Origin of the sequence: Natronincola ferrireducens, from assembly GCF_900100845.1 — a bacterium.
Taxonomy (GTDB): Bacteria; Bacillota; Clostridia; order Peptostreptococcales; family Natronincolaceae; genus Natronincola_B; species Natronincola_B ferrireducens.
On the sequence record NZ_FNFP01000002.1, the window covers coordinates 270555 to 291935 of the forward strand.

At 31.6% G+C, this 21381-nt stretch carries 24 protein-coding genes; 22 read left to right on the forward strand and 2 right to left on the reverse strand.

The genetic code is table 11. The features are described 5' to 3' along the window. The first annotated feature begins 122 nt into the window (after positions 1 to 122). From BLS22_RS06790 to BLS22_RS06810, 5 genes are all read left to right on the forward strand, one after another. Positions 123 to 1316, forward strand: coding sequence for a pyridoxal phosphate-dependent aminotransferase (locus BLS22_RS06790; RefSeq protein WP_330386487.1), 1194 nt, complete (start codon positions 123 to 125; stop codon positions 1314 to 1316). Positions 1317 to 1434: 118 nt separating this feature from the next. After that, entirely contained in the window at positions 1435 to 2139 is a 705-nt protein-coding gene (locus BLS22_RS06795) for a pseudouridine synthase (protein WP_090552584.1), read from the forward strand. A 13-nt stretch (positions 2140 to 2152) separates the two neighbouring features. Continuing rightward, complete coding sequence (locus BLS22_RS06800; protein WP_090552589.1) at positions 2153 to 2617, forward strand: GNAT family N-acetyltransferase; 465 nt, start codon at positions 2153 to 2155, stop codon at positions 2615 to 2617. A 3-nt stretch (positions 2618 to 2620) separates the two neighbouring features. Then, a complete protein-coding gene (locus BLS22_RS06805) occupies positions 2621 to 3202 on the forward strand; it encodes a tRNA 5-(aminomethyl)-2-thiouridylate-methyltransferase MnmM (RefSeq protein ID WP_090552595.1) in 582 nt (193 codons plus the stop codon). Between the two features lie 30 nt (positions 3203 to 3232). Further along, the gene (locus BLS22_RS06810) at positions 3233 to 4633 is read left to right on the forward strand and encodes an oxaloacetate decarboxylase subunit alpha (protein ID WP_090552599.1); all 1401 of its coding nucleotides are present in this window, start codon (positions 3233 to 3235) and stop codon (positions 4631 to 4633) included. 51 nt (positions 4634 to 4684) lie between these two features. On the opposite strand, the gene BLS22_RS06815 is transcribed toward BLS22_RS06810, so the two are convergent. Next, positions 4685 to 5326: a hypothetical protein gene (locus BLS22_RS06815; RefSeq protein ID WP_090552603.1), complete on the reverse strand. Its 642-nt coding sequence runs from the start codon at positions 5324 to 5326 to the stop codon at positions 4685 to 4687. Positions 5327 to 5434: 108 nt separating this feature from the next. On the opposite strand from BLS22_RS06815, the gene surE reads away from it, so the two are divergent. The 16 genes from surE to BLS22_RS06895 all read left to right on the forward strand — a co-directional run bounded on the left by surE (position 5435) and on the right by BLS22_RS06895 (position 19066). Beyond that, positions 5435 to 6199, forward strand: a complete 765-nt coding sequence (gene surE / locus BLS22_RS06820; RefSeq protein WP_090552607.1) for a 5'/3'-nucleotidase SurE — start codon at positions 5435 to 5437, stop codon at positions 6197 to 6199. Between the two features lie 225 nt (positions 6200 to 6424). Next, a complete protein-coding gene (locus tag BLS22_RS06825) occupies positions 6425 to 6640 on the forward strand; it encodes an indolepyruvate ferredoxin oxidoreductase subunit alpha (protein WP_090552612.1) in 216 nt (71 codons plus the stop codon). Continuing rightward, entirely contained in the window at positions 6630 to 7769 is a 1140-nt protein-coding gene (locus tag BLS22_RS06830; protein WP_090552616.1) for a 2-oxoacid:acceptor oxidoreductase subunit alpha, read from the forward strand. Before BLS22_RS06825 ends, BLS22_RS06830 begins: the two co-directional genes overlap by 11 nt. 1 nt (position 7770) lies before the next feature. Continuing rightward, a complete protein-coding gene (locus tag BLS22_RS06835; protein WP_208974678.1) occupies positions 7771 to 8598 on the forward strand; it encodes a 2-oxoacid:ferredoxin oxidoreductase subunit beta in 828 nt (275 codons plus the stop codon). 33 nt (positions 8599 to 8631) lie between these two features. Next, positions 8632 to 9186 (forward strand): 2-oxoacid:acceptor oxidoreductase family protein, encoded by a 555-nt coding sequence (locus BLS22_RS06840; RefSeq protein WP_090552622.1) that lies wholly within the window; start codon positions 8632 to 8634, stop codon positions 9184 to 9186. 35 nt (positions 9187 to 9221) lie between these two features. Then, positions 9222 to 10088: a MurR/RpiR family transcriptional regulator gene (locus tag BLS22_RS06845; RefSeq protein ID WP_090552625.1), complete on the forward strand. Its 867-nt coding sequence runs from the start codon at positions 9222 to 9224 to the stop codon at positions 10086 to 10088. A gap of 152 nt (positions 10089 to 10240) precedes the next feature. Beyond that, positions 10241 to 10858: a histidine phosphatase family protein gene (locus BLS22_RS06850; protein WP_090552629.1), complete on the forward strand. Its 618-nt coding sequence runs from the start codon at positions 10241 to 10243 to the stop codon at positions 10856 to 10858. A 5-nt stretch (positions 10859 to 10863) separates the two neighbouring features. Then, positions 10864 to 11304 carry a hypothetical protein gene (locus BLS22_RS06855; protein ID WP_090552632.1) on the forward strand — a complete coding sequence of 147 codons (441 nt, stop codon included), beginning with the start codon at positions 10864 to 10866 and terminating at the stop codon, positions 11302 to 11304. A gap of 122 nt (positions 11305 to 11426) precedes the next feature. Then, the gene (cmk, locus tag BLS22_RS06860) at positions 11427 to 12083 is read left to right on the forward strand and encodes a (d)CMP kinase (protein WP_090552637.1); all 657 of its coding nucleotides are present in this window, start codon (positions 11427 to 11429) and stop codon (positions 12081 to 12083) included. Positions 12084 to 12244: 161 nt separating this feature from the next. Next, a complete protein-coding gene (locus BLS22_RS06865; protein ID WP_090552640.1) occupies positions 12245 to 13087 on the forward strand; it encodes a 4-hydroxy-3-methylbut-2-enyl diphosphate reductase in 843 nt (280 codons plus the stop codon). Between the two features lie 22 nt (positions 13088 to 13109). Next, complete coding sequence (rpsA, locus tag BLS22_RS06870) at positions 13110 to 14282, forward strand: 30S ribosomal protein S1 (RefSeq protein ID WP_090552645.1); 1173 nt, start codon at positions 13110 to 13112, stop codon at positions 14280 to 14282. A gap of 44 nt (positions 14283 to 14326) precedes the next feature. Continuing rightward, complete coding sequence (locus tag BLS22_RS06875) at positions 14327 to 15100, forward strand: CheR family methyltransferase (protein WP_090552650.1); 774 nt, start codon at positions 14327 to 14329, stop codon at positions 15098 to 15100. 138 nt (positions 15101 to 15238) lie between these two features. After that, positions 15239 to 16291, forward strand: coding sequence for a M42 family metallopeptidase (locus BLS22_RS06880; protein WP_090552653.1), 1053 nt, complete (start codon positions 15239 to 15241; stop codon positions 16289 to 16291). Then, positions 16282 to 17304: a M42 family metallopeptidase gene (locus tag BLS22_RS06885; RefSeq protein ID WP_090552657.1), complete on the forward strand. Its 1023-nt coding sequence runs from the start codon at positions 16282 to 16284 to the stop codon at positions 17302 to 17304. The genes BLS22_RS06880 and BLS22_RS06885 overlap by 10 nt, the downstream gene beginning before the upstream one ends. Beyond that, positions 17301 to 18311 (forward strand): M42 family metallopeptidase, encoded by a 1011-nt coding sequence (locus BLS22_RS06890; RefSeq protein WP_330386488.1) that lies wholly within the window; start codon positions 17301 to 17303, stop codon positions 18309 to 18311. Before BLS22_RS06885 ends, BLS22_RS06890 begins: the two co-directional genes overlap by 4 nt. 158 nt (positions 18312 to 18469) lie before the next feature. Then, on the forward strand, positions 18470 to 19066 hold the full coding sequence (locus BLS22_RS06895; RefSeq protein ID WP_090553279.1) for a MerR family transcriptional regulator: 597 nt from the start codon (positions 18470 to 18472) through the stop codon (positions 19064 to 19066). A 92-nt stretch (positions 19067 to 19158) separates the two neighbouring features. Here BLS22_RS06895 and BLS22_RS06900 read toward each other — a convergent pair whose 3' ends face one another. Continuing rightward, positions 19159 to 20373: a pyridoxal phosphate-dependent aminotransferase gene (locus tag BLS22_RS06900; protein WP_090552661.1), complete on the reverse strand. Its 1215-nt coding sequence runs from the start codon at positions 20371 to 20373 to the stop codon at positions 19159 to 19161. 274 nt (positions 20374 to 20647) lie between these two features. Here BLS22_RS06900 and uppS point away from each other — a divergent pair, with 274 nt between their 5' ends. Continuing rightward, on the forward strand, positions 20648 to 21292 hold the full coding sequence (uppS, locus tag BLS22_RS06905; protein ID WP_090552666.1) for a polyprenyl diphosphate synthase: 645 nt from the start codon (positions 20648 to 20650) through the stop codon (positions 21290 to 21292). Positions 21293 to 21381: the final 89 nt, after the last annotated feature.

The window sequence follows — 21381 nt, forward strand, 5'->3', positions numbered from 1 at the left end:
TCTACAATGCTACTATCAGTATAGTAAAAGATTTGATAAAATAAGAAGAGATGTAGAAAAAAGTGTAAAAATAGTAATAAAAGAGTTGAATAAAAATAATTAAATATTGCGGAGGGAATAAAATGAATATTAAATTATCTAAAAAAAATCTTAATATTACGCCTTCAGTTACATTAACCATTGATGCTAAAATAAAACAAATGAAATCAGAAGGGATTGATGTTATTAGCTTTGGGGTAGGAGAACCAGATTTTCACACCCCTGATAATATTAAGAAAGCTGCAGTAAAGGTCATTGAAAAGGGTTCTACAGGTTATACCGCTGCATCGGGGCTACCCCAGCTAAAGGAAGTTATTTGTCAAAAACTTGAGAAAGAGAATAAATTGCATTACAAGCCTGAAAATATAATTGTATCTAATGGTGCTAAGCACTCACTATTCAATATTTTTCAGGCTATTTGTAATCCTGATGATGAAGTGGTTATACCTACACCCTATTGGGTTAGTTATCCTGAACTAGTAAAGATGGCAGATGCAACACCTGTTTACATAGAATGTAGTGAAGACAATGGATTCAAACTAAAAAAAGAAGATTTAATATCAGTGATTACCCGTAATACAAAGGCTATTATTTTAAATAGTCCATCTAACCCAACAGGTTCTCTTTATACAAAGGAAGAGCTAGAGGAGATTGCAGAAATAGCTGTAAAACATGATATTCTTGTTGTTGCAGATGAAATATATGAAAAACTAGTCTATGACGGAGAAGAACATATTAGTATTGCCAGTCTAAATGAAGAAATTAAAGAAAGAACAATCGTTATTAATGGTATGTCAAAGGGTTATGCTATGACAGGATGGAGAATAGGCTACACAGCTTCTAACACAGAAATTGCCAAAATAATGGGGAATATACAAAGTCATGCCACATCTAATCCTAATACTATAGCTCAATACGCTAGTATCGAAGGATTAACAGGAGATCAAACTTCTATAGAAGAAATGCGAAGAGCCTTTGATGAAAGAAGAAAATATATGGTCAATAGAATTAACCAAATTAAAGATATATCTTGCATTACCCCTAAAGGTGCTTTTTATGTTATGATGAATATTTCCAAGTGGATTGGAAGAGAGATAAAAGGAAACAAAATCAAAAACTCTATTGATTTTGCAGAAGTGTTACTAGAAAATGCTAATGTTGCCATAGTACCAGGATTAGCTTTTGGAGCTGATGATTTTATTCGTTTATCCTATGCAACTTCATTAGAGAATATTGAAGAAGGATTAAATCGAATTGATAATTTTTTAAATAGTTAAGATATGAGGACTTCTCATATCTTAATTTCTTAAAGGTATACATAAAAGGATATAAGCTTAAGCAATATAAGGATAGATTTATTAGAATATGTAAAGCTGTTTAGAAGGAGTGAAATGGATGCGATTGCAAAAATTTTTAGCATCTTGTGGGATAGCTTCTAGAAGAAAAAGTGAAGAGTTAATAAAAAAGGGTATAATTAAAGTAAATGGTGTAGTTGTAACAGAAATGGGCTATAAAATAGATACTGAAAAAGATAAAATCACTATAAACGATAAAGAAGTTCAACAAGAGGGGAAATTTATTTATGTTTTATTGAATAAACCTGTTGGATATGTCACTACTGCCTCAGATCAATTTAATCGTAAAAAGGTAACGGACTTAGTTGAATCACCCTATAGGCTATTTCCTGTAGGTAGATTGGATTACAACACATCTGGACTCCTCTTGTTAACCAATAATGGAGAACTAACCTTTAAATTAACCCATCCTAAATTTAAGGTTGAAAAAACATATATTGCTAATGTGATAGGTAAATTAACAAAAGAAGAAATAGAAGCTTTCCAAAATGGTCTACAAATAGAAGATTATGTAACCTCGTCAGCTAAGTTAAAGGTTCTAAAGGAGACAGAGGAAAGTAGTCTAATAGAAGTTAGGATTCGCGAGGGAAAAAATCGTCAAGTAAGAAAAATGTGTGATGCTATTGGACATCCAGTTCTGCATTTGAAAAGAATCTCCATGGGAGAAATCAAGCTTGGTAAATTACCTGTTGGCAAGTGGAGGTATTTAGACAATGGAGAAACAAAATATTTACAAGGACTATAAGGAGTAATGATAGATGGTGATAATTAGAAGAGCCCTAGAGGAAGATAAAATAATATTAGCAAATTTTTATAGGGATTACTGGTTTTGGAATAATACAAAAGTAGATCATGAATATATGATAATTTTAGATAAAAAAAAGCTTTTAGGCTTTTCAGAAATAAAAAATTTCAATAATTTTATAGCAGAAATTATAAATATATATGTAAATGAAGATGTAAGGAATCAAGGCCTGGGGGATGGCCTTTTAAGAGCTTCAATGAACTATATTGAAAAAAACGGATCTGAATGGGTAGTGATTCAACAAAATGAGGCATTAGAAAATTTTCTTTTTAAAAAAGGATTACAACTACTAAAAGATATTAAAGTACCCCCTAGTATTAGAGAATATTTGAAGGAATATAACAATAGCACAACATTGTTATGCAACATCCCTTTGTTTTTCCAAAAAGGTTGCAAAAATAAAAAAAGTATGGGGTGAAAAATGAGTTACACATCAGTTTTGAGAGCAACAGATTTTGTACATAATTTTTTAAAACATAAAATTAATAAGGGAAGTATTGTTATTGATGGAACGATGGGAAATGGCCATGATACCTTATTTCTTCATAGGCTAGTAGGAGCTAGTGGTAAAGTATATGCTTTTGATATTCAAGAAAAAGCTCTAGAGGCTACAAAACAAAAACTACTATATAATAATGTTGCAATGGACAATAACTCCATTCACCTGATTCTTGATGGACATGAAAATATTGAAAGTCATGTAAAAGAACCTATTGATGCAGCAATGTTTAATTTAGGTTATTTGCCTAATAGTAATAAAGAAATAATTACTATACCCCAAACAACAATTAGAGCCTTTGATGGAGTTTTTTCCTTGCTAAAAAAGGGAGGAGTTGTTTCTATTCTTATATATTATGGTCATAGGGGAGGTATATTAGAAAAGGAATTAGTTCTTGACTATATTCGAAACTTAGATTATAAAAAGTATACGGTACTAGAATGCAACTATACAAATCATGAAAATAATCCACCCATTATTGTATTTATTGAAAAAAAGCAATAAAAAACAAATTCATATAGGAGGGGATATGAAGTGAAGGGAAAACTAGGTATTACAGAGACTGTATTTAGAGATGCCCATCAATCTCTTTTAGCAACAAGAATGAAGACAGAAGATATGCTGCCTATTGCTGCAAAAATGGATGAAGCAGGATACCACTCCCTGGAAATGTGGGGAGGGGCTACATTTGATGCTTGTCTAAGATTCCTTAATGAAGATCCTTGGGCAAGGCTTAGAAGTATAAGAAAAGAAGTAAAAAAAACAAAATTACAAATGTTGCTAAGGGGTCAAAATCTATTGGGATATAAGCACTATGCAGATGATGTAGTTAGTGAATTTGTAAAAAAGTCTATCTATAATGGTATAGATATTATTCGTATTTTTGATGCTTTAAATGATATCCGCAACTTAGAAACCGCTGTAAAGGTTACAAATCAAGAAGGTGGTCATGCTCAATGTGCTATATCCTATACAATTAGCCCTATTCATAACCTAGACTACTATGTGAAAAAAGCAAGGGAAATGGAGGAGATAGGTGCACATTCCATCTGTATTAAAGATATGTCAGGGATATTAACACCTTATGTAGCTTTTGACTTGGTTAAGAAGTTAAAAGCTGCTGTAAAAATACCCATACAGTTACATACCCATTATAGTAGTGGAATTGCGTCCATGACCTATTTAAAAGCAATAGAAGCTGGTGTTGATGTTGTTGATACTGCTATTTCTCCATTGGCGTTAGGAACTTCTCAGCCCCCTACCGAACCTTTAGTAGCAGCTCTTAAGGATACACCTTATGATACAAACATCAACTTAGAACTACTAAGTAATATTGCTGATTACTTTAGACCTCTAAGAGATAAATATTTAAATGAAGGACTTATTGATCCAAAGGTTTTGGGAGTAGATGCTAATACTTTGATATATCAAGTTCCAGGAGGTATGCTTTCTAATCTTATTTCACAGCTAAAACAGCAAAACAAACTTGATAAATTTGAAGAAGTTTTAGCAGAGGTACCAAAGGTTAGGGAAGATTTAGGATACCCTCCTCTTGTAACGCCTATGAGTCAAATGGTAGGTACCCAGGCAGTGTTCAATGTAATCATAGGTGAGCGCTACAAAATGGTACCTAAAGAGGTTAAGGATTATGTTGCAGGATTATATGGTGAAACAACAATTCCTATAAAGCAAGAAATTAAACAAAAAATTGTTGGAGATAGGCAGGTTATTACAGGGAGACCTGCTGATCTCATTAAACCTCAATTAGAAATTCTTAAAGCAGAGATAAAAGAGTACTTAGAACAAGAAGAAGATGTATTATCCTATGCTTTATTTCCACAGGTAGCTATGAATTTCTTTAAAGAAAGATGGTCTGAAAAATACAAAATAGAATCAACATTATATAATGAAAAAGAAAAAACCCATCCAGTTTAAATAAAGATGTTTTAAAGCCCTATAAATAGCTCCTGCAAGTCTAGGAGCTATTTAAACACACTCGTTATGTACAAATACCTTGGTTAATTTATTGCTGTAATAGGTAATAGCAGTTCCAGCTGTGTTTTTAGGAATAACCTCATAACACTTTAAACACATCAAATTGTTATTTTTAATTAACTCCTGTGTATGCTGAACTTCAAGATTACCATATTTCTTCCAGCTTTTCCAACCGGTTTTACACAGTAGACTGCGATTATTATAATCAGCATAAATCCATTTTAATATTCGATGAAAATGAAAAGGATATTTTGTATAGCTAATAAAGCTCTTAGGTAGTCCCAAATGAACAGTATAGTTTTCGAAGGTTTTTTCAATCTTTGTTTGCAGAGGGTTTTTGATTTTTGTTTTTATATAATTATAATTATGTTTTTTAAGCCATACTGATAGGGCATCAAACATATATCCTCGGCATATTTCAATAACTTCTGTTTTATCTACATTTAATTTTTTGAAAATATTTTCTACAATTGTGACAACATAATTAATATATATTTTATTTTCAAAATTTTTATCTTTATAATATTCAAGAGGAATAACATCATAATAATATTCATTAGTTTCTACTCTTAACACACCAATGATTGTTCCACCAAGTAAACTACCGCTTCCTGCATCATCTATTTGAATCAAAATATCACCCCAACATATTAGTTTAAATAAATAGAATAAGTTATTATATTATTTGTAATAGTTAATATATATATAATAAAAATAATAGTTAATTATAGGAGGAAATATATGCGTATTTTAGTAACTAATGATGACGGAATATTTGCAAGTGGCATTTATACATTAGCTAAAGAACTGCAAAAAATTGGTGAAGTAATTGTAGTAGCACCAAATACAGAACGGAGCGCAACAGGACATGCTATTACAATCCATCACCCTTTAAGAGTAACTAAAGTTAAATTCTTTGATACAAACATACAGGCCTATTCAGTTGAAGGTACGCCTGCTGATTGTGTTAAATTAGCGGTAGAAGCATTGCTAAAGGATGGAAAGCCTGATATTGTTGTTTCAGGCATAAATAATGGTCCTAATCTAGGTACAGATGTGATTTATTCAGGGACTGTTTCAGCAGCTGTTGAAGCGGCAATTATGGATATTCCATCCATTGCCATATCCATGGGTAGTACAGATATTATTCAATACAATGATGCAGCAGAATTTGCATGCAGAATGGCAGAAAAAATGCTTGAACATAGGGATTTAATAGAGACTATTGTTAATATTAATTATCCTACCTGTTTAAAGGAAGAAATAAAAGGGTCTAAAGTGACCACCTTAGGAATTAGAAAATATGCAAATACCTTTATTGAAAGACAAGATCCTAGAGGAAATAGTTACTTTTGGACATCTGGAACCGTTATTGACATGGAACAAAGCAAAGAAAGTGATATTTTAGCATTACAAAGCAACTATATATCTATTACTCCTATACATTTTGATTTAACTCATTTTAGAACTTTTGAAAAAATGAAAAAATGGAATATAGAAATATAACCTTACTGTTAGGTTATATTTCTTTTTTAAAAAATGACAGAAAAAATGTAAAACATGATTAGATAATTGCAAAACAAATATAATTCATTCAAATCATGAAATTTAAATTGCAAAACAAACAAGAGTTTGATATTCTTAAATTAAGAGATATAGAAATGTAATATTAATATTAATATTAATATTAAAAGGGAGAATACTTAACAATTATGGAGGGAGTTGTAAAGGGTGGCTAATCAAAAAAATAACAAAGAATTAAAAATAGTTAAAGCTTGGTGCAAAGGGTGTGGCATTTGTGTAGAATTTTGCCCAGTAAAGATTTTAGGGTTAATAGATGAAAAGATTCATATAAATGATATAGATAAATGCATAAAATGTGGTTTTTGTGAACTCAGATGTCCAGATTATGCTATTTATTTGGAGGAGGATAAAAATGAAAAATAGAAAAGTAAAATTAATGCAAGGAAATGAAGCTTGTGTTGAAGGTGCGCTTGCAGCAGGAATGAAATTTTATGCAGGGTATCCTATTACTCCTTCAACAGAAATAGCAGAAATTTGTTCTCAACGACTTCCAGTAATAGGAGGTAAATTTATACAAATGGAAGATGAAATTGCAGGAATGGCTGCAACTATAGGTGGCTCCCTTGCAGGACTTAAATCCATGACGGCTACTAGTGGTCCAGGATTTTCCTTAAAACAAGAAAATATTGGTTATGCAGCTTTAGCGGAAATTCCATGTGTAATAGTAGATGTTCAAAGGGCAGGCCCTAGTACAGGATTACCAACTGCACCTTCTCAAGGAGATGTTATGCAGGCAAAGTGGGGGACCCATGGAGATCATCCTGTTATAGCTCTTTCTCCAACATCTGTAGGTGAAACCTTTGATTTGACCGTTAAAGCCTTTAATTTAGCAGAAAAATACAGGACACCTGTTTTGTTAATGTTAGATGAAATCGTGGGACATATGAGAGAAAAAATTGAAATTCCTAACAAAGACGAGATTGAAGTTATAGATAGATTAAGACCTGAAGCTAATGATACAGATTATATGGCCTATAGGACAACAGATGATCAGCTGGTACCGCCAATGGCTGCCTTTGGAGATGGATTCAAATTTCACGTAACAGGATTAATGCATGATGAATTTGGCTTTCCTACAAATGATGCAGAAACATCAGATAAACTATTAAGAAGAATAATGCAAAAAATTGATAATAATGTTGACGATATAGTACTATATGAAGAAGAATTTTTAGAGGAGGCTGAACTGATTATTTTAGCCTATGGTGGTACCTTTAGATCTGCTAAAAGTGCTGTTAAAGCTGCAAGAGAACTAGGGTATAGGGTTGGACTTTTTAAAGCTTTAACACTATGGCCATCTCCTGAAAAAAGAATAAAAGAACTTGTAAAAAATGTAAAGAAAATCCTAGTGCCAGAAATGAACTTAGGACAATATGTATTGGAAGTTGAAAGAATTGTTGCAGGTAAAGGGGAAGTATATCATTTAGGAAAAGTAAATGGAGAAGCAATTACTCCTGATGAAATCCTAACTAAAATTAGGGAGGTTCTTTAAAATGCATATAGGTAGTCAATTAATTAGAGATAATTTTAGAATGGATCGATTGCCTCATATTTGGTGTCCAGGCTGTGGACATGGAATTATCATGAAAACGGTTGCCCAAGCTATTGAGAATTGCAATTTAGAAAAGAAAAAGGTTTGTGTTATTTCTGGTATAGGATGCTCATCAAGGGCTCCAGGATATATGGACTTTAATACACTGCATACAACTCATGGAAGAGCCTTAGCCTTTGCCACAGGAGTAAAGCTAGCTAATCCAGAATTAAAGGTAATTGTTATTACAGGAGATGGAGATTGTACAGCCATAGGAGGTAATCATCTTATCCATGCGGCAAGAAGAAACATAGATATTACAACAATTGTATTTAATAATAATATCTATGGAATGACTGGTGGACAGTACTCTCCAACAACTCCAACAAATGAGTTCGGAACAACTGCTCCATTTGGCAACATAGACAAGGCATTTGATGTATGTAAGCTAGTTGACGGTGCTGGAGCTACTTATGTTGCTAGGGGCACAGCCTATCATGCAAATCAGCTAACAAAATTAGTGGAAAATGGTATTCACAACAAAGGATTCTCTTTGATTGATGCCATTAGTATATGCCCTACTTATTATGGGAGAAAGAATAAAAAAGGATCTGCTGTTGATATGATGAAATACTTAAAAGATACTGCAGTTGATGTTAAAGTAGGTGAAAAACTACCCAAGGAGAAGATGGCTGGAAAGTTTTTAATCGGAGAGTTTAAAAATACAATTGAACCAGAATATACAGAAGAGTATTTGAAAATTATAGAAAAATTCAAAACTGTAAAATAGTAGTAATTATAATGTTGCCAAAGGAGAGATAATATGAAGAGTCGACAGGAAATCAGACTCAGTGGTTCAGGAGGTCAAGGATTAATCTTAGGAGGAATTATTTTAGCAGAGGCGGCTATTTTAGATAAAAAAAATGCAGTTCAATCCCAGTCATATGGACCAGAAGCAAGGGGTGGGGCCAGTAAATCAGAAGTTATTATCAGTAGTGAAGAAATAGATTATCCCAAGGTCGAGAAAGCAGATGTATTACTTGCATTAACACAAGTAGCCTATGATAAGTATATAAATACTTTAAAGGATAATGGGATTTTAATCATTGACACTTCTATAAAGCATACTAGCAATACATCTTATAAAGTTGTTCAAGTTCCAATACTATCTACAGCATCTGATAAAATAGGAAAGTTGATGGTTGCTAATATTGTTGCAGTTGGATTAATTCAACAACTAACAGATGTTGTAACTAAAGATTGTTTAGAAGCTGCTGTTCTTAATAGAGTACCAAAAGGTACAGAAAAGTTAAATAAACAAGCATTGATAGAAGGATACAACCTAGCCAGTAGGTCGTTCTTGGAAGTAGTCGGGTAAAACATTTCAAAAATTTTTAATAGGATGATGATAATATGATCGAAGATACAAAGGATTTAATTCTAGAAATTCAAAGAAATTTTCCAAAGCTTAGCAAAGGCCAAAAACTTATTGCTCAATACATTGTAGAACACTATGATAAAGCTGCATTTATGACAGCCTCAAAATTAGCAAAAATAGTGGGAGTCAGTGAATCAACTGTAGTTAGGTTTGCAAATGCTCTAGGCTTTGATGGATATCCTCAATTACAAAAGGGCCTACAGGATATCATAAAAATAAAGCTTACTACTGTACAAAGAGTAGAAATGTCTAGAGATTATTTTGGTGAGGAAGCAATATTAAAAAAAATGTTTAAGTCGGATATTGATAATATTCGTGCTACTCAAGAAGCTATGGATTTTAAAACCTTTCAAGAGGTAGTAGACAAAATATTAAAAGCTGAAACAATTTATATTATAGGCTTGAGAAGTTCTACTGCCCTAGCCCAATATTTAGGCTTCTATTTAAATATGATTGTAAATAATGTAAAAATTGTAGGCTATGGCATAAGTGATATTTTTGAACAAATGCTTAGGGTCTCTGATAAAGATTTAGTTATAGGATTGAGTTTTCCTAGATATTCAAATAGAACTGTAGAAGCATTAAAATATGCAAAGGAACAAAATGCAACTATAGTAGCAATTACTGATAGTTTTATGTCACCTATATATGGCCTATCTAATTACTGTTTAACTGCTAAAAATAATATGGCTTCCTTTGTTGACTCATTGGTTGCACCTTTAAGTTTAATTAATGCCCTCATCTTAGCAGTTGGAATGCGTGAAAAAGAAGAAATAACTGCCTACTTCAACAAACTAGAAGATTTATGGGATAAACATAATGTATATGACAATGAGAAATAGAGATAAGCATATCTTTCCTAATAAAACAAAGAACACCTCTAAATTTGGTGTTCTTTGTTTTATTCTATGAATATAGTGTAATAATTTATTGATTTTTTGAGAATAAATAAGTAAAAATCAGATTTTTAAAATAGGAGATAGGGGAATCATTAATGAAGAAGTTATATGTAGTTAGGCATGGAGAAACTAATTGGAACTTAGAAGGCAGAACCCAAGGGATTAAGGATTCTCAATTAACAGATGATGGCCTGCTTCAAGCACAGCTTTTAGCTAAAAGATTAATTGAAGAAAAAATAGAAGTAATTTATTCTAGCTGTCTGTTAAGGGCCAAATCTACAGCAGAAATTATCAGTAAAATATTAAAGCTTCCTTATTATTGCGATAAAAATTTAAATGAGATGAACTTTGGCCAATGGGAAGGATTAACAAACGAACAAATTCTAAAATTATATCCAAGTGAGTTGAAAACTTGGAGAAACTATCCTCATGAAACCTGCATACCCAGTGGAGAAAAGTTGATTTCTGTCCAAAGAAGAATAGTAGAATTTGTAGAAAATGTTTTAAAAAATACCAAAGAAAAAAATATATTAATCATTAGTCATAGCACTATAATTAAATTATTGTTATTGAATGTATTAAACATGGATATATGCAATTACTATAGATTAAAACAAGAAAATTGCTGTATAAATATAATTGAGTTTAGAAATTATGGCCCTGTTCTATTAAAGTATAATGAGACAGGTCATATACAACATAACAGTAGGTGACTTTCATGATTAAAAAATCAATTGATAAATTTGAAAAGTTTTGTTTAGTTATTACTGTCTTTAGTATTTTTTGTATCTTTATATTTAATTCTTTAGCTAATTATAATCGATATTATGATGTATATTATAAAAATTATGATGATTTACAGCACAATTATCTTGTACTACAACAACAGGGGACCGTTACTATAGAAATAATTGGAGATAAAGTTTATCCACATTTAGAAATTTTACTAAATGGAGAAAGTTATAAAAAGTTTCACAACGAAAACACCTCTGTTATAATGGTTAAAGATGGGGACGTAGTACAGATAAATGGTAGCATGTACAATGAAGATATACAATTAAAGGTAGTGAATGTTTCCTATAATGTTAAGTTGCCACAGCCCCCAAAAACAGTATATATAAGTAGAAATATAAAAACTTTATCAAGAGTAGAAATTTAAGAATACTTGAGTAATATGTAAAATTAATGTATAATTTTAATAGTGTGTATCAATAAATAGGTTGATTTTATAAATAACCACCCTTTATTGGTGGTTTTATCACTTTAAAGGGAGGAATCCAATTGAAATATCTACAAATAGCCATCGATGGCCCGGCTGGAGCGGGCAAAAGCACTATTGCTCAAAAACTGGCAAAAAGGTTAAACATTACTTATATAGATACTGGTTCCATGTACAGGGCTTTAACTTATAAGGTAATTAAAGAAAACATCAATATACATAACAAAGAACAAATTATTAATATCACTAACAATGTTGATATGACAATTTCCCAAGATAATATTTTTATCGATGGTGAGGATGTGACAAGAAACATCAGAAGCCAAGAAGTCACAAAAAGTGTTTCTTATATAGCGCAGATACCAGAAGTTAGAGAATGTCTAGTAAGGCTACAACAGAAATTTGCCACAAATAATAGTGTAGTTATGGATGGTAGGGATATTGGTACCCATGTATTACCAAATGCAGCTATCAAGATATTTTTAACTGCTTCTATTGATGAAAGAGCCCATAGAAGGTATAATGAACTGATACAAAAAGGTGAGGCTGTAGTCTATGAAGATATCAAAGAATCTATTAAAGCAAGGGATAAGCTTGATACAGAACGACAACATGCTCCTTTAAAAAAAGCAAAGGATGCTATTATTTTAGATACAACAGGTTTAGATGTAGATATAGTTGTAGAAAAAATTATTTATATCATAAGTCAAAAGTCATAGATAGTAGGGTGACCATAAAAGATTATAATAGAAGAGATACTATAAATTTTCTAATAAAATAATTTAATTAAAGAAGGAATTTAGAATGTTTTATAGAATATTAAAATGTTAACTCTCTTATATTCAGTCAATAAATCCATTATTGCAGTAGGAGGTAATGAATGAAGGTAATTTTAGCTGACTATTCAGGATTTTGCTTTGGAGTAGAAAAAGCAATCAATACTACTTTTGGAGAATTAGAAAAAAAACAAAAGGATCAAAATATCTACTCGTTAGGGCCTTTAATACATAACAACCAAGTAGTAAAAAATTTGGAAGAAAAAGGGATAGAGGTTATAGAAAATATTGAAGATTTGTCAGAAGGATCTATCATAATAAGATCCCATGGTGTTTCAGAAAAAATTTATGAAGAACTTGAAAATAAAGGTTTAAATATCATTGACGCAACATGTCCTTTTGTAAGAAGAATACAAAATATTGTAAAAAACTATTATGGTAAAGGATACACAATTGCTATTATAGGAAATTCTTGTCATCCTGAAGTAATAGGGATTAATGGATGGTGTAATAATCAAGCTATCATTATTAATAAAGAAGAAGATATTCATAAAGTACCATCAGTAGATAAATTATGTATTGTAGTTCAAACAACAATGGCAGTAGAGCAATATAATACAATTAGTGAAAAGTTAGAAAATTATGCAAAAGAAGTTGTGAAATTTAACACGATTTGTTTAGCTACAAAAGAGAGACAGAATGCAGCGAAACACTTAGCTACAAAGGTAGATGCTATGGTTGTTATTGGTGGACAACATAGTTCAAATACACAAAAGTTAGTATCAATTTGCAAAAAAATAAAACCCAATGATACATTTCATGTAGAAACTATCAAAGATTTACCTATAAACACTTTTAAAAAATATGAAACGATAGGAGTTACTGCAGGAGCATCTACACCAAGATGGATTATAAGTGAAGCTATTGAAACAATAAGAAATATATAATTATTCTAAGGAGGCCAATATTATGCATAATGAAATGGAAAATTTGATGGCAGAAATAGAAAAATCTATGGTCAAACTACATAGAGGAGATATAGTAAATGGTAAAGTCATTAATGTTACACAAAACGAGATAGTTGTTAATTTAGGATATAAATCTGATGGAATAATACCAAAGGAAGAAATTTCAAATGACACGTCTATTTCACCTAAAGATATAACAAAGGTGGGAGATGAAATTAAGGTATATATTCTAAAAGTTGATGATGGAGAAGGAAATGTTTTATTATCAAAGAAAAGAGTAGATAGTGAAAAAGGATGGCAGGATTTAGAAAAAATAAAGGATGCTCAATCTCTTGTAGAGACAAAAGTCATAGAAGCTGTTCGTGGGGGAGTAGTAGCATTAGCTCGAGGAATCCGTTGTTTTATACCTGCAAGTCAACTTTCCAATAGATATGTAGAAGACCTAAGTGAATTTGTAGGTAAAAACTTTAATACAAGAATCATAGAATTTGATCGTAAAAAGGCTAAAGTAGTATTATCTAGAAAGATAGTATTAAAAGAAGAGTTAAAAGAAAAGAAAAATGAAGTGTTTAGCAAACTTACAAAGGGTGAAAAAATCCAAGGGGAAGTAAAACAAATTACAGATTTTGGTGTTTTTGTTGATATAGGTGGGATTGATGGACTTGTACATATATCTGAATTATCTTGGGGTAGAGTAAAGCATCCATCAGAAATATTAAAGTCTGGAGATAAAGTAGAGGTAGAGATATTAGACTTTGATAAAGAAACAGAAAAAATTTCTCTTAGTCTTAAAAGCACTCAAAAACAACCTTGGGAACAAATTGAAGAAAAATACAAAGCTGGAGATATTGTTGAAGGAAAAGTAGTTAAATTAGTAGATTTTGGAGCATTTGTTGAGTTAGAAGCAGGATTGGATGGATTAGTTCATATTTCTCAAATTAGTGATAAGCATATTGCTAAACCAGCAGAAGTTTTAAATGTTAATGATAGTGTAAAGGTGAAAATATTAGATATTAATAAAGAAGAAAAACGTATTAGCTTAAGTATTACAGCTGTTGAAAAAAAGGATGAGGAAGAAGTAACATCTGAATATATCAGCGATGATGCACCTGTAACTATTGGAGATATCATCAATACATCTGACAATATTGGAGAAGAAAATAGAGAGTCTTAGACTCTTTATTTTTTACTCTGTTTATAATCAGGAGGAGATTTTAAATGGAAGGTTATGATGTTTTTAAAGAAAAAATTTATAGAAAAATAGGAATAAACTTATCTAGCTATAAAGAGAGACAAATGAAAAGAAGAATAGAATCTTTAATTACCCGTAATAGTTATCATTCTTATGATGAATATTTTGCAGCTTTAAATACTAATGAAAAGTTATTAGAAGAATTTATTAATTATTTAACAATTAATGTTTCAGAATTTTATCGCAATCCTCAACAATGGGAAACATTAGAAAAAGAAGTTATCCCCAATCTACTAACCAATAAAAGAAATTTAAAGATATGGAGTGCTGCCTGTTCCACAGGTGAGGAACCCTACTCTTTAGCAATGCTTTTAACGAAATTTTTATCATTAGAGGAAATTAGCATATTAGCTACAGATATTGATAAAGAAGCACTAAGCAAAGCTAATACCGGAATTTATGGAAAAAAAAGCATTGAAAATCTTCCGAAAGATTTTATCCATAAATACTTTAATAAGATTGCAGAAAGCTATAGGATTTCAGACGATATTAAAAGTAGAATAACCTTTAGAAAGCATAACCTTTTAGAAGATGCATATCCAACCGATTGCGACTTAATCATATGTAGAAATGTTATGATCTACTTTACTGAAGAAACAAAAAATGAAATGTATCATAAATTTTATAATTCGTTAAATAATAATGGTGTACTATTTGTTGGCAGCACTGAACAAATTATATTACCCCATAGATACAAACTTACTCCTATTAAAACTTTTTTTTATAAAAAAATGCTATAAAATGACAGCTGATTTATAAGTAGATGGCTGAATTGTAGATGAATTTACTTGGAGGATGTAGTACTTGATCTCCTGCTGAAGGAAGTGGCAGGCTCAAAGAAATACACTGAAGGATAACTTATAGAAAGGATGCTGTATATGGAATTGAGAGAGCTTATGCAAAAATTATCAGAAGCATCTGGGGTTTCTGGTTACGAAAGTGAAGTAGCTGAAGTAATCAAAGCTAATTTTCAAGACTACACAGATAACATTAAAAAAGATAATCTAGGAAACTTAATTTGTTTTAAAAAAGGGAAAAAAAATAATGGAAACAAAATCATGTTAGCAGCTCATATGGATGAAATTGGCTTGATGGTGAAGGATATTGATGAAAAAGGTTATGTTCAGTTTACCAATATTGGGGGAATTGATCAAAGAACCCTGCTTTGTCAAGAAGTCATCATACATGGAAAAGAAAAGATATATGGTATCATTGGGGCTAAGCCTCCCCATCTATCAACCGATGAAGAAAGAAATAAAGCTTTAAAAATGGAAGACTTGGTTATAGATATAGGACTAAATAAAGATGAAACAAACAAGGTGATAAGAATAGGAGATATTATAACCATCAAAAGAAGGGTAACTCACCTATTAAACGATTGGATGGCTGGAAAAGCTTTGGATGATAGAGCAGGAATTTTAGCACTGTATATATGCCTCAAGGAACTAGATAACATAAACCATGACATGGATGTATATTGTGTAGCTACGGTTCAGGAAGAGGTAGGAACTAGAGGTGCTATAACCTCTACCTATGGCATTAATCCAGATGTTGGAATTGCAATTGATGTGGGTTTTGGAAAAACTCCAGAACTAAATAAATTTGACACAATAGAAATGATGAAAGGACCTGCTATTACTATGGGTCCCAACATTCATCCTAAAATATTTGAAAAGCTAAGGGAAGTAGCAAAAAATAATTATATAGACTATCAAGTTGATGTAGCTCCAGGCAGAACAGGAACAGATGCATGGCCAATGCAAGTATCAAGAGAAGGAGTTGCTACTGGCCTGCTATCTATTCCTCTAAGATATATGCATACTTCTGTTGAAACTATTAGTTTGTCTGATATTGAAAAAACTGGAAAGCTATTGGCTAGATTTATTGCTTCATTAAATGGAATAGATATGGAGGAATTGCTATGTTATTAAAAAAATTAACTAGTGCTTTTGGCATATCTGGCAATGAAGGAGAAGTTCGAAGAATTATAATAGATGAGATAAAAAATACTTCAAATCATGTAAAGATAGATAAAATGGGAAATATTTTTGTGGAAAAAAAATCTTTTGAAAACAGACCCCATATTGTCATTACAGCCCATATGGATGAAGTAGGGTTTATGGTGAAAGGAATAGATGACAGTGGTCTTATTAAGATTACTCCTGTAGGAGGAATTGATGCTAGAATTTTGGTTTCTAAGATTGTAATAATTGGCGAAAAAAGAATCCCAGGTGTAATTGGAGCGAAGGCCATTCATATGCAAAAGCCAGAAGAAAGAAAAAAATCACTGAGTATTGATGATTTATATATTGATATTGGCTCAAAAAGTAAAGAAGAGACAGAAAAAAATATTTCTATAGGAGATTATGTTGCTTTCCATAGCGAATATATAGAATTTGGAACCAATAGAATCAAAGCTAAGGCTCTAGATAATCGAGTAGGTTGTCATATTCTTATTGAAATTCTAAAGCAAGAAATGCCTATCAATATCACTGGGGTTTTTACAGTTCAAGAGGAAATTGGTCTCAGGGGAGCAGAGGTTGCAGCAAATCAAGTAGATGCTGATTTAGTTATCGTATTAGAAGGTACCACATGCTCAGATGTTACTGGGATTGAACCTCATATGCAAGTTACTGAACTGGATAAAGGACCTGCTATCTCTATTATGGATCAGACTTCGATCTATCAACGAAAATATATTGATTCTTTAATTGCTATTGCTAAGCAATATAATATACCATGGCAGCGCCGTAAAACAACATTCGGGGGAAATGATGCTGGTAGATTTCATTTGGCTAAAACAGGATTACCCTGCATATCAATAGCAGTTCCCTGTAGATATATTCATTCACCTGTTTCAGTTTTGAGCAAAGATGATTTAAGCAATACAATCCAACTTGTAAAAAAATATATTGATGAGATTAGTAAAGGAGGTATTCTATGATGACAAACTTAAATATAGATTTTCTTAAAAAGATGCTATCTACCTATTCACCAGCAGGTAATGAGGTTAAAATAGCAGATCTTATTAGAGAAGAAATAAAAGAACTTGTTGATGAGATCACAGTAGATACACTGGGTAATTTAATTGCTAGAAAAAAAGGTGCTGGTAAAAAAGTGATGTTGGCAGGACATATGGATCAAATCGGTTTGATGGTAACCTATATTGATGATGAAGGATTCCTAAGGTTTACCAATGTAGGGGGCATTTCTCCAGCTATTACATTATCCCAAAGAGTTATTTTTGAAAATGGTACGATTGGAGTTATAGGAAGTGAAAGACTTGAAGATTTAAAGGATTTAAGACTGGATAAATTATTTATAGACATAGGTGCCTCTAGCAGGGAAGAAGCAGAAGACAAAGTGAAAATAGGAGATATTGCTGTTTACTGTAGTGAAGTCGTAGCTGATGAAAAAAAGGTAATATCTCAAGCATTAGATGATAGAATTGGATGCTTTGTGATGATAGAAGCACTGAAAAGGCTATCTAACACCGAAAATGATCTCTACTTTGTATTTACTGTTCAAGAAGAAGTGGGCACAAGGGGGGCAAAAACGGCTGCTTATGGAATAGAGCCAGATATCGCCATAGCTTTTGATGTTACAGCCACTGGAGATACACCAAAGGCAAAGTCCATGGCAGTGAAGTTAGGTAAAGGGCCTGCTATTAAGGTGAAGGATAATTCTATTTTATGTCATCCTAAAGTAAAAAACTATATGATAGATCAGGCAGAAAAAAATAATATACCTTATCAAATAGAGATTTTAGAATTTGGGGGAACAGATGCAGGTGCCATCCACTTAACTAAATCTGGTGTTCCTTCAGGTGTATTATCTATTCCCTGTAGATATTTGCACAGTGATTGTGAAATGGTTTTTCTATCTGATGTAGAGGAAGCAATAGAATTAACTAAAAATATAGTAATCCATCCTATTCAATTAGATGAATAAAAAAAGACATGATATCATGTCTTTTTTTGTCTGATTTTTTATTGTTATACTATAAATTGATTGAATTTGTATTACGAAAGTCTATCATTTTAAAAGGAAATTCTTCCATAAATATTGAAGAAGTTTAGAAGAAGTCTATAGGAGGTGAAGGTTTGGAAGTGATCAATGAAATCTATTCTATAAAAGAAATAGCAGATATAACGGGGTATAAGCCTCATGTTATAAGATTTTATGAAAAAGAGTTTGAATTAGATATTCCTAGAAATGAAAGTAATAGAAGGTATTTCACCTATAATGAATTAGAACAGCTTAGATATATTAAAACCTTACAGGAAAAAGGATTAACAAACAAACAAATCAAGCAGGTATTAAAATCTCCAGAAGTAATTATAAATAGTAGTGAGGACCCTGTAGAAGAAACTGCTGTTACTCAAATGACTTTAGAGGATATCCATCATTCCGTGGAAAAAAACAATTTATTAGGGCAAGAGGAGTTTCACTATTTATTAAAAGAAATAGTGACAGGTCTTCATAAATTTAATTATAAAGAGGATATTGAAGAACTATCTATGAAAATAGACGACCTAAAGGCTCAGTTGATAAACCAGGAAAAGGATGTTTTAATATGTGAAAATGCAAAACTTAAAATGAAAATTAAAGAAAAATCCTATGAAGTAGCAGAATTAAAAGAAAAACTTAAAAGAGAAGAACATAAAAAGGTATCTATTTTTGCTAAACTATTTGGAACAAAATAATAGAAAGCCCGGAAAATCCGAGCTTTCTATTATTTTGTTCTATCAGGATAGTTTTATAAATTACAAATTTCCCCACACCATCTACTGGCAGTTTAGCAACAACTTTGTGGTATTAGAGTGGTATTAGGATATTTTTCTAAAGCTAATTTCAAGATATTCATAGCTTTTTTTAGGTCATTTTCATTTAAAATGTAAGCAATTCTTGCTTCATTTTTACCTAGGCCTGGTGTAGCATAAAAACCTTCTGCTGGTGCTAACATAACAGTTTCACCATCTACATCAAAATCCTTTAACAGCCAAATTGCAAATTTTTCTGCATCATCTACTGGTAGTTTAGCAACAACATAAAATGCACCTGTTGGCTTTTTACATAGTACACCAGGTATTTCACTAAGTCCATTATATACGATATCTCTACGGTTTTGGTACTCTGTATTTACTTCATTGAAGTATTCTTGTGGTGTTTTATATAGTTCAACAGAACCAATCTGCTCAAGAGTAGGTACACATAGTCTTCCTTGGCAAAGCTTTAATATTTGCCTAATTAACTCTTTATTTTTACTAGCTATAGAACCAATTCTTGCACCACAGGCACTATAACGTTTTGAAACACTATCTATGATAACTACTCGATCTTGTATTTTTTCGATGTTTCCAAAACTAGTATAGTGTAATCCATCATAAACAAACTCTCTGTAAACTTCATCAGCAATGATAAATATGTTATACTCTTCAGCTAATTCAGCTAATATTTTAAGTTCTTCTTTAGTATAAACTACACCAGTAGGATTACCAGGGTTAGAAATTAAAATAGCCTTTGTACGAGGATTAATTAATTCCTCAATCTCAAATTTAGAGGGCAAATGAAAACCTTCTTCTGCTTTACAGGTAATAGGAGATACCTTTACATCCACAGCAGAGCTAAATCCATTATAGTTGGTATAGAAAGGTTCAGGTACTAATATTTCATCGTTAGCATCAGCTATAGCAATAATAGCAAATAAAAGAGCCTCAGAACCCCCATTGGTAATTAGAATCTCATCTTGCTCATAATGGATATCATATTTTTTATAGTAGTTAATAATGGCATCTATCAATTCAGGCATACCTTGTGATGATGAATAAGCTAATACTTTTTCATCAAAATTTTTAATGGATTTCATAAAGGATGTAGGAGTTTCAATGTCAGGTTGTCCGATGTTCAAATGATACACATGTTTTCCATTAGCCTTGGCCCCTTGTGCATAGGGTACAAGCTTTCTAATAGGTGATTCCTGCATTGCTGTGATACGTTTTGATAATTTCATAAACATACCTCCTATATAATATTTGTACATACATCTATATATTAACATAAATTGTAAAAACCAAACAAGAAAAACCTTTGCGAGAACAATAAGTTAGAATTTTTAGATTTTTATCAACCTAATTAACAAATAGCAATTATCGATTATCAAAATATAATTAAAATCGATTAAAAGAATGAATGAATATGTATACTTATGGTGATAATCAAATAATATAATGCATAATTTTCTATTTGCTGTGAGGTAGATAAATTATCTTTCAGGAGGGGTTATGATGAGAATTCCAGCACATATTGGTATTATTCCTGATGGGAATCGAAGGTGGGCAGAAAATAAAGGATTATTAAAGGAAGAGGGATATGAAAGAGGTTTAAAGCCAGGACTAGATCTATTTAAACTTTGTGAAGAAATAGGAATAAAAGAAATAACTTATTATGGATTTACAATGGATAACACCAAAAGACCATCAGTTCAAGCCCTAGCTTTCACCAAAGCTTGTATAGAAGCAGTAAAATTGCTTTGTCATGAGGATGCTTCCCTATTAGTATTAGGCAATACCGATTCAAAGATGTTCCCCAAGGAATTAAAACAATACACAAAACGACAAGTATTTGGCAAAGGTACTACTAAAGTCAACTTTTTAGTTAACTATGGATGGCATTGGGACTTATCAAGATCAACAGATAAAGCATTAAAAAATCAAAATGATTTATTAAAGACCTTATATTCATCAGATATATCAAGAATTGATCTAATTATTAGGTGGGGAGGAAGAAGACGATTGAGTGGATTTCTACCTATACAATCTGTATATTCAGATTTTTATATTATAGACCAGTACTGGCCAGATTTTCAATCCCAGCATTTATATGAGGCTTTGGAATGGTATAATAAACAAGATATCACATTAGGAGGATAAGAAAAGACTTCTGCAGGGAATTCAACCCTGCACTTTTTTTATAGATTTATTTAGGTTATAATATATTAATAAGAATTTGTAATACTTGA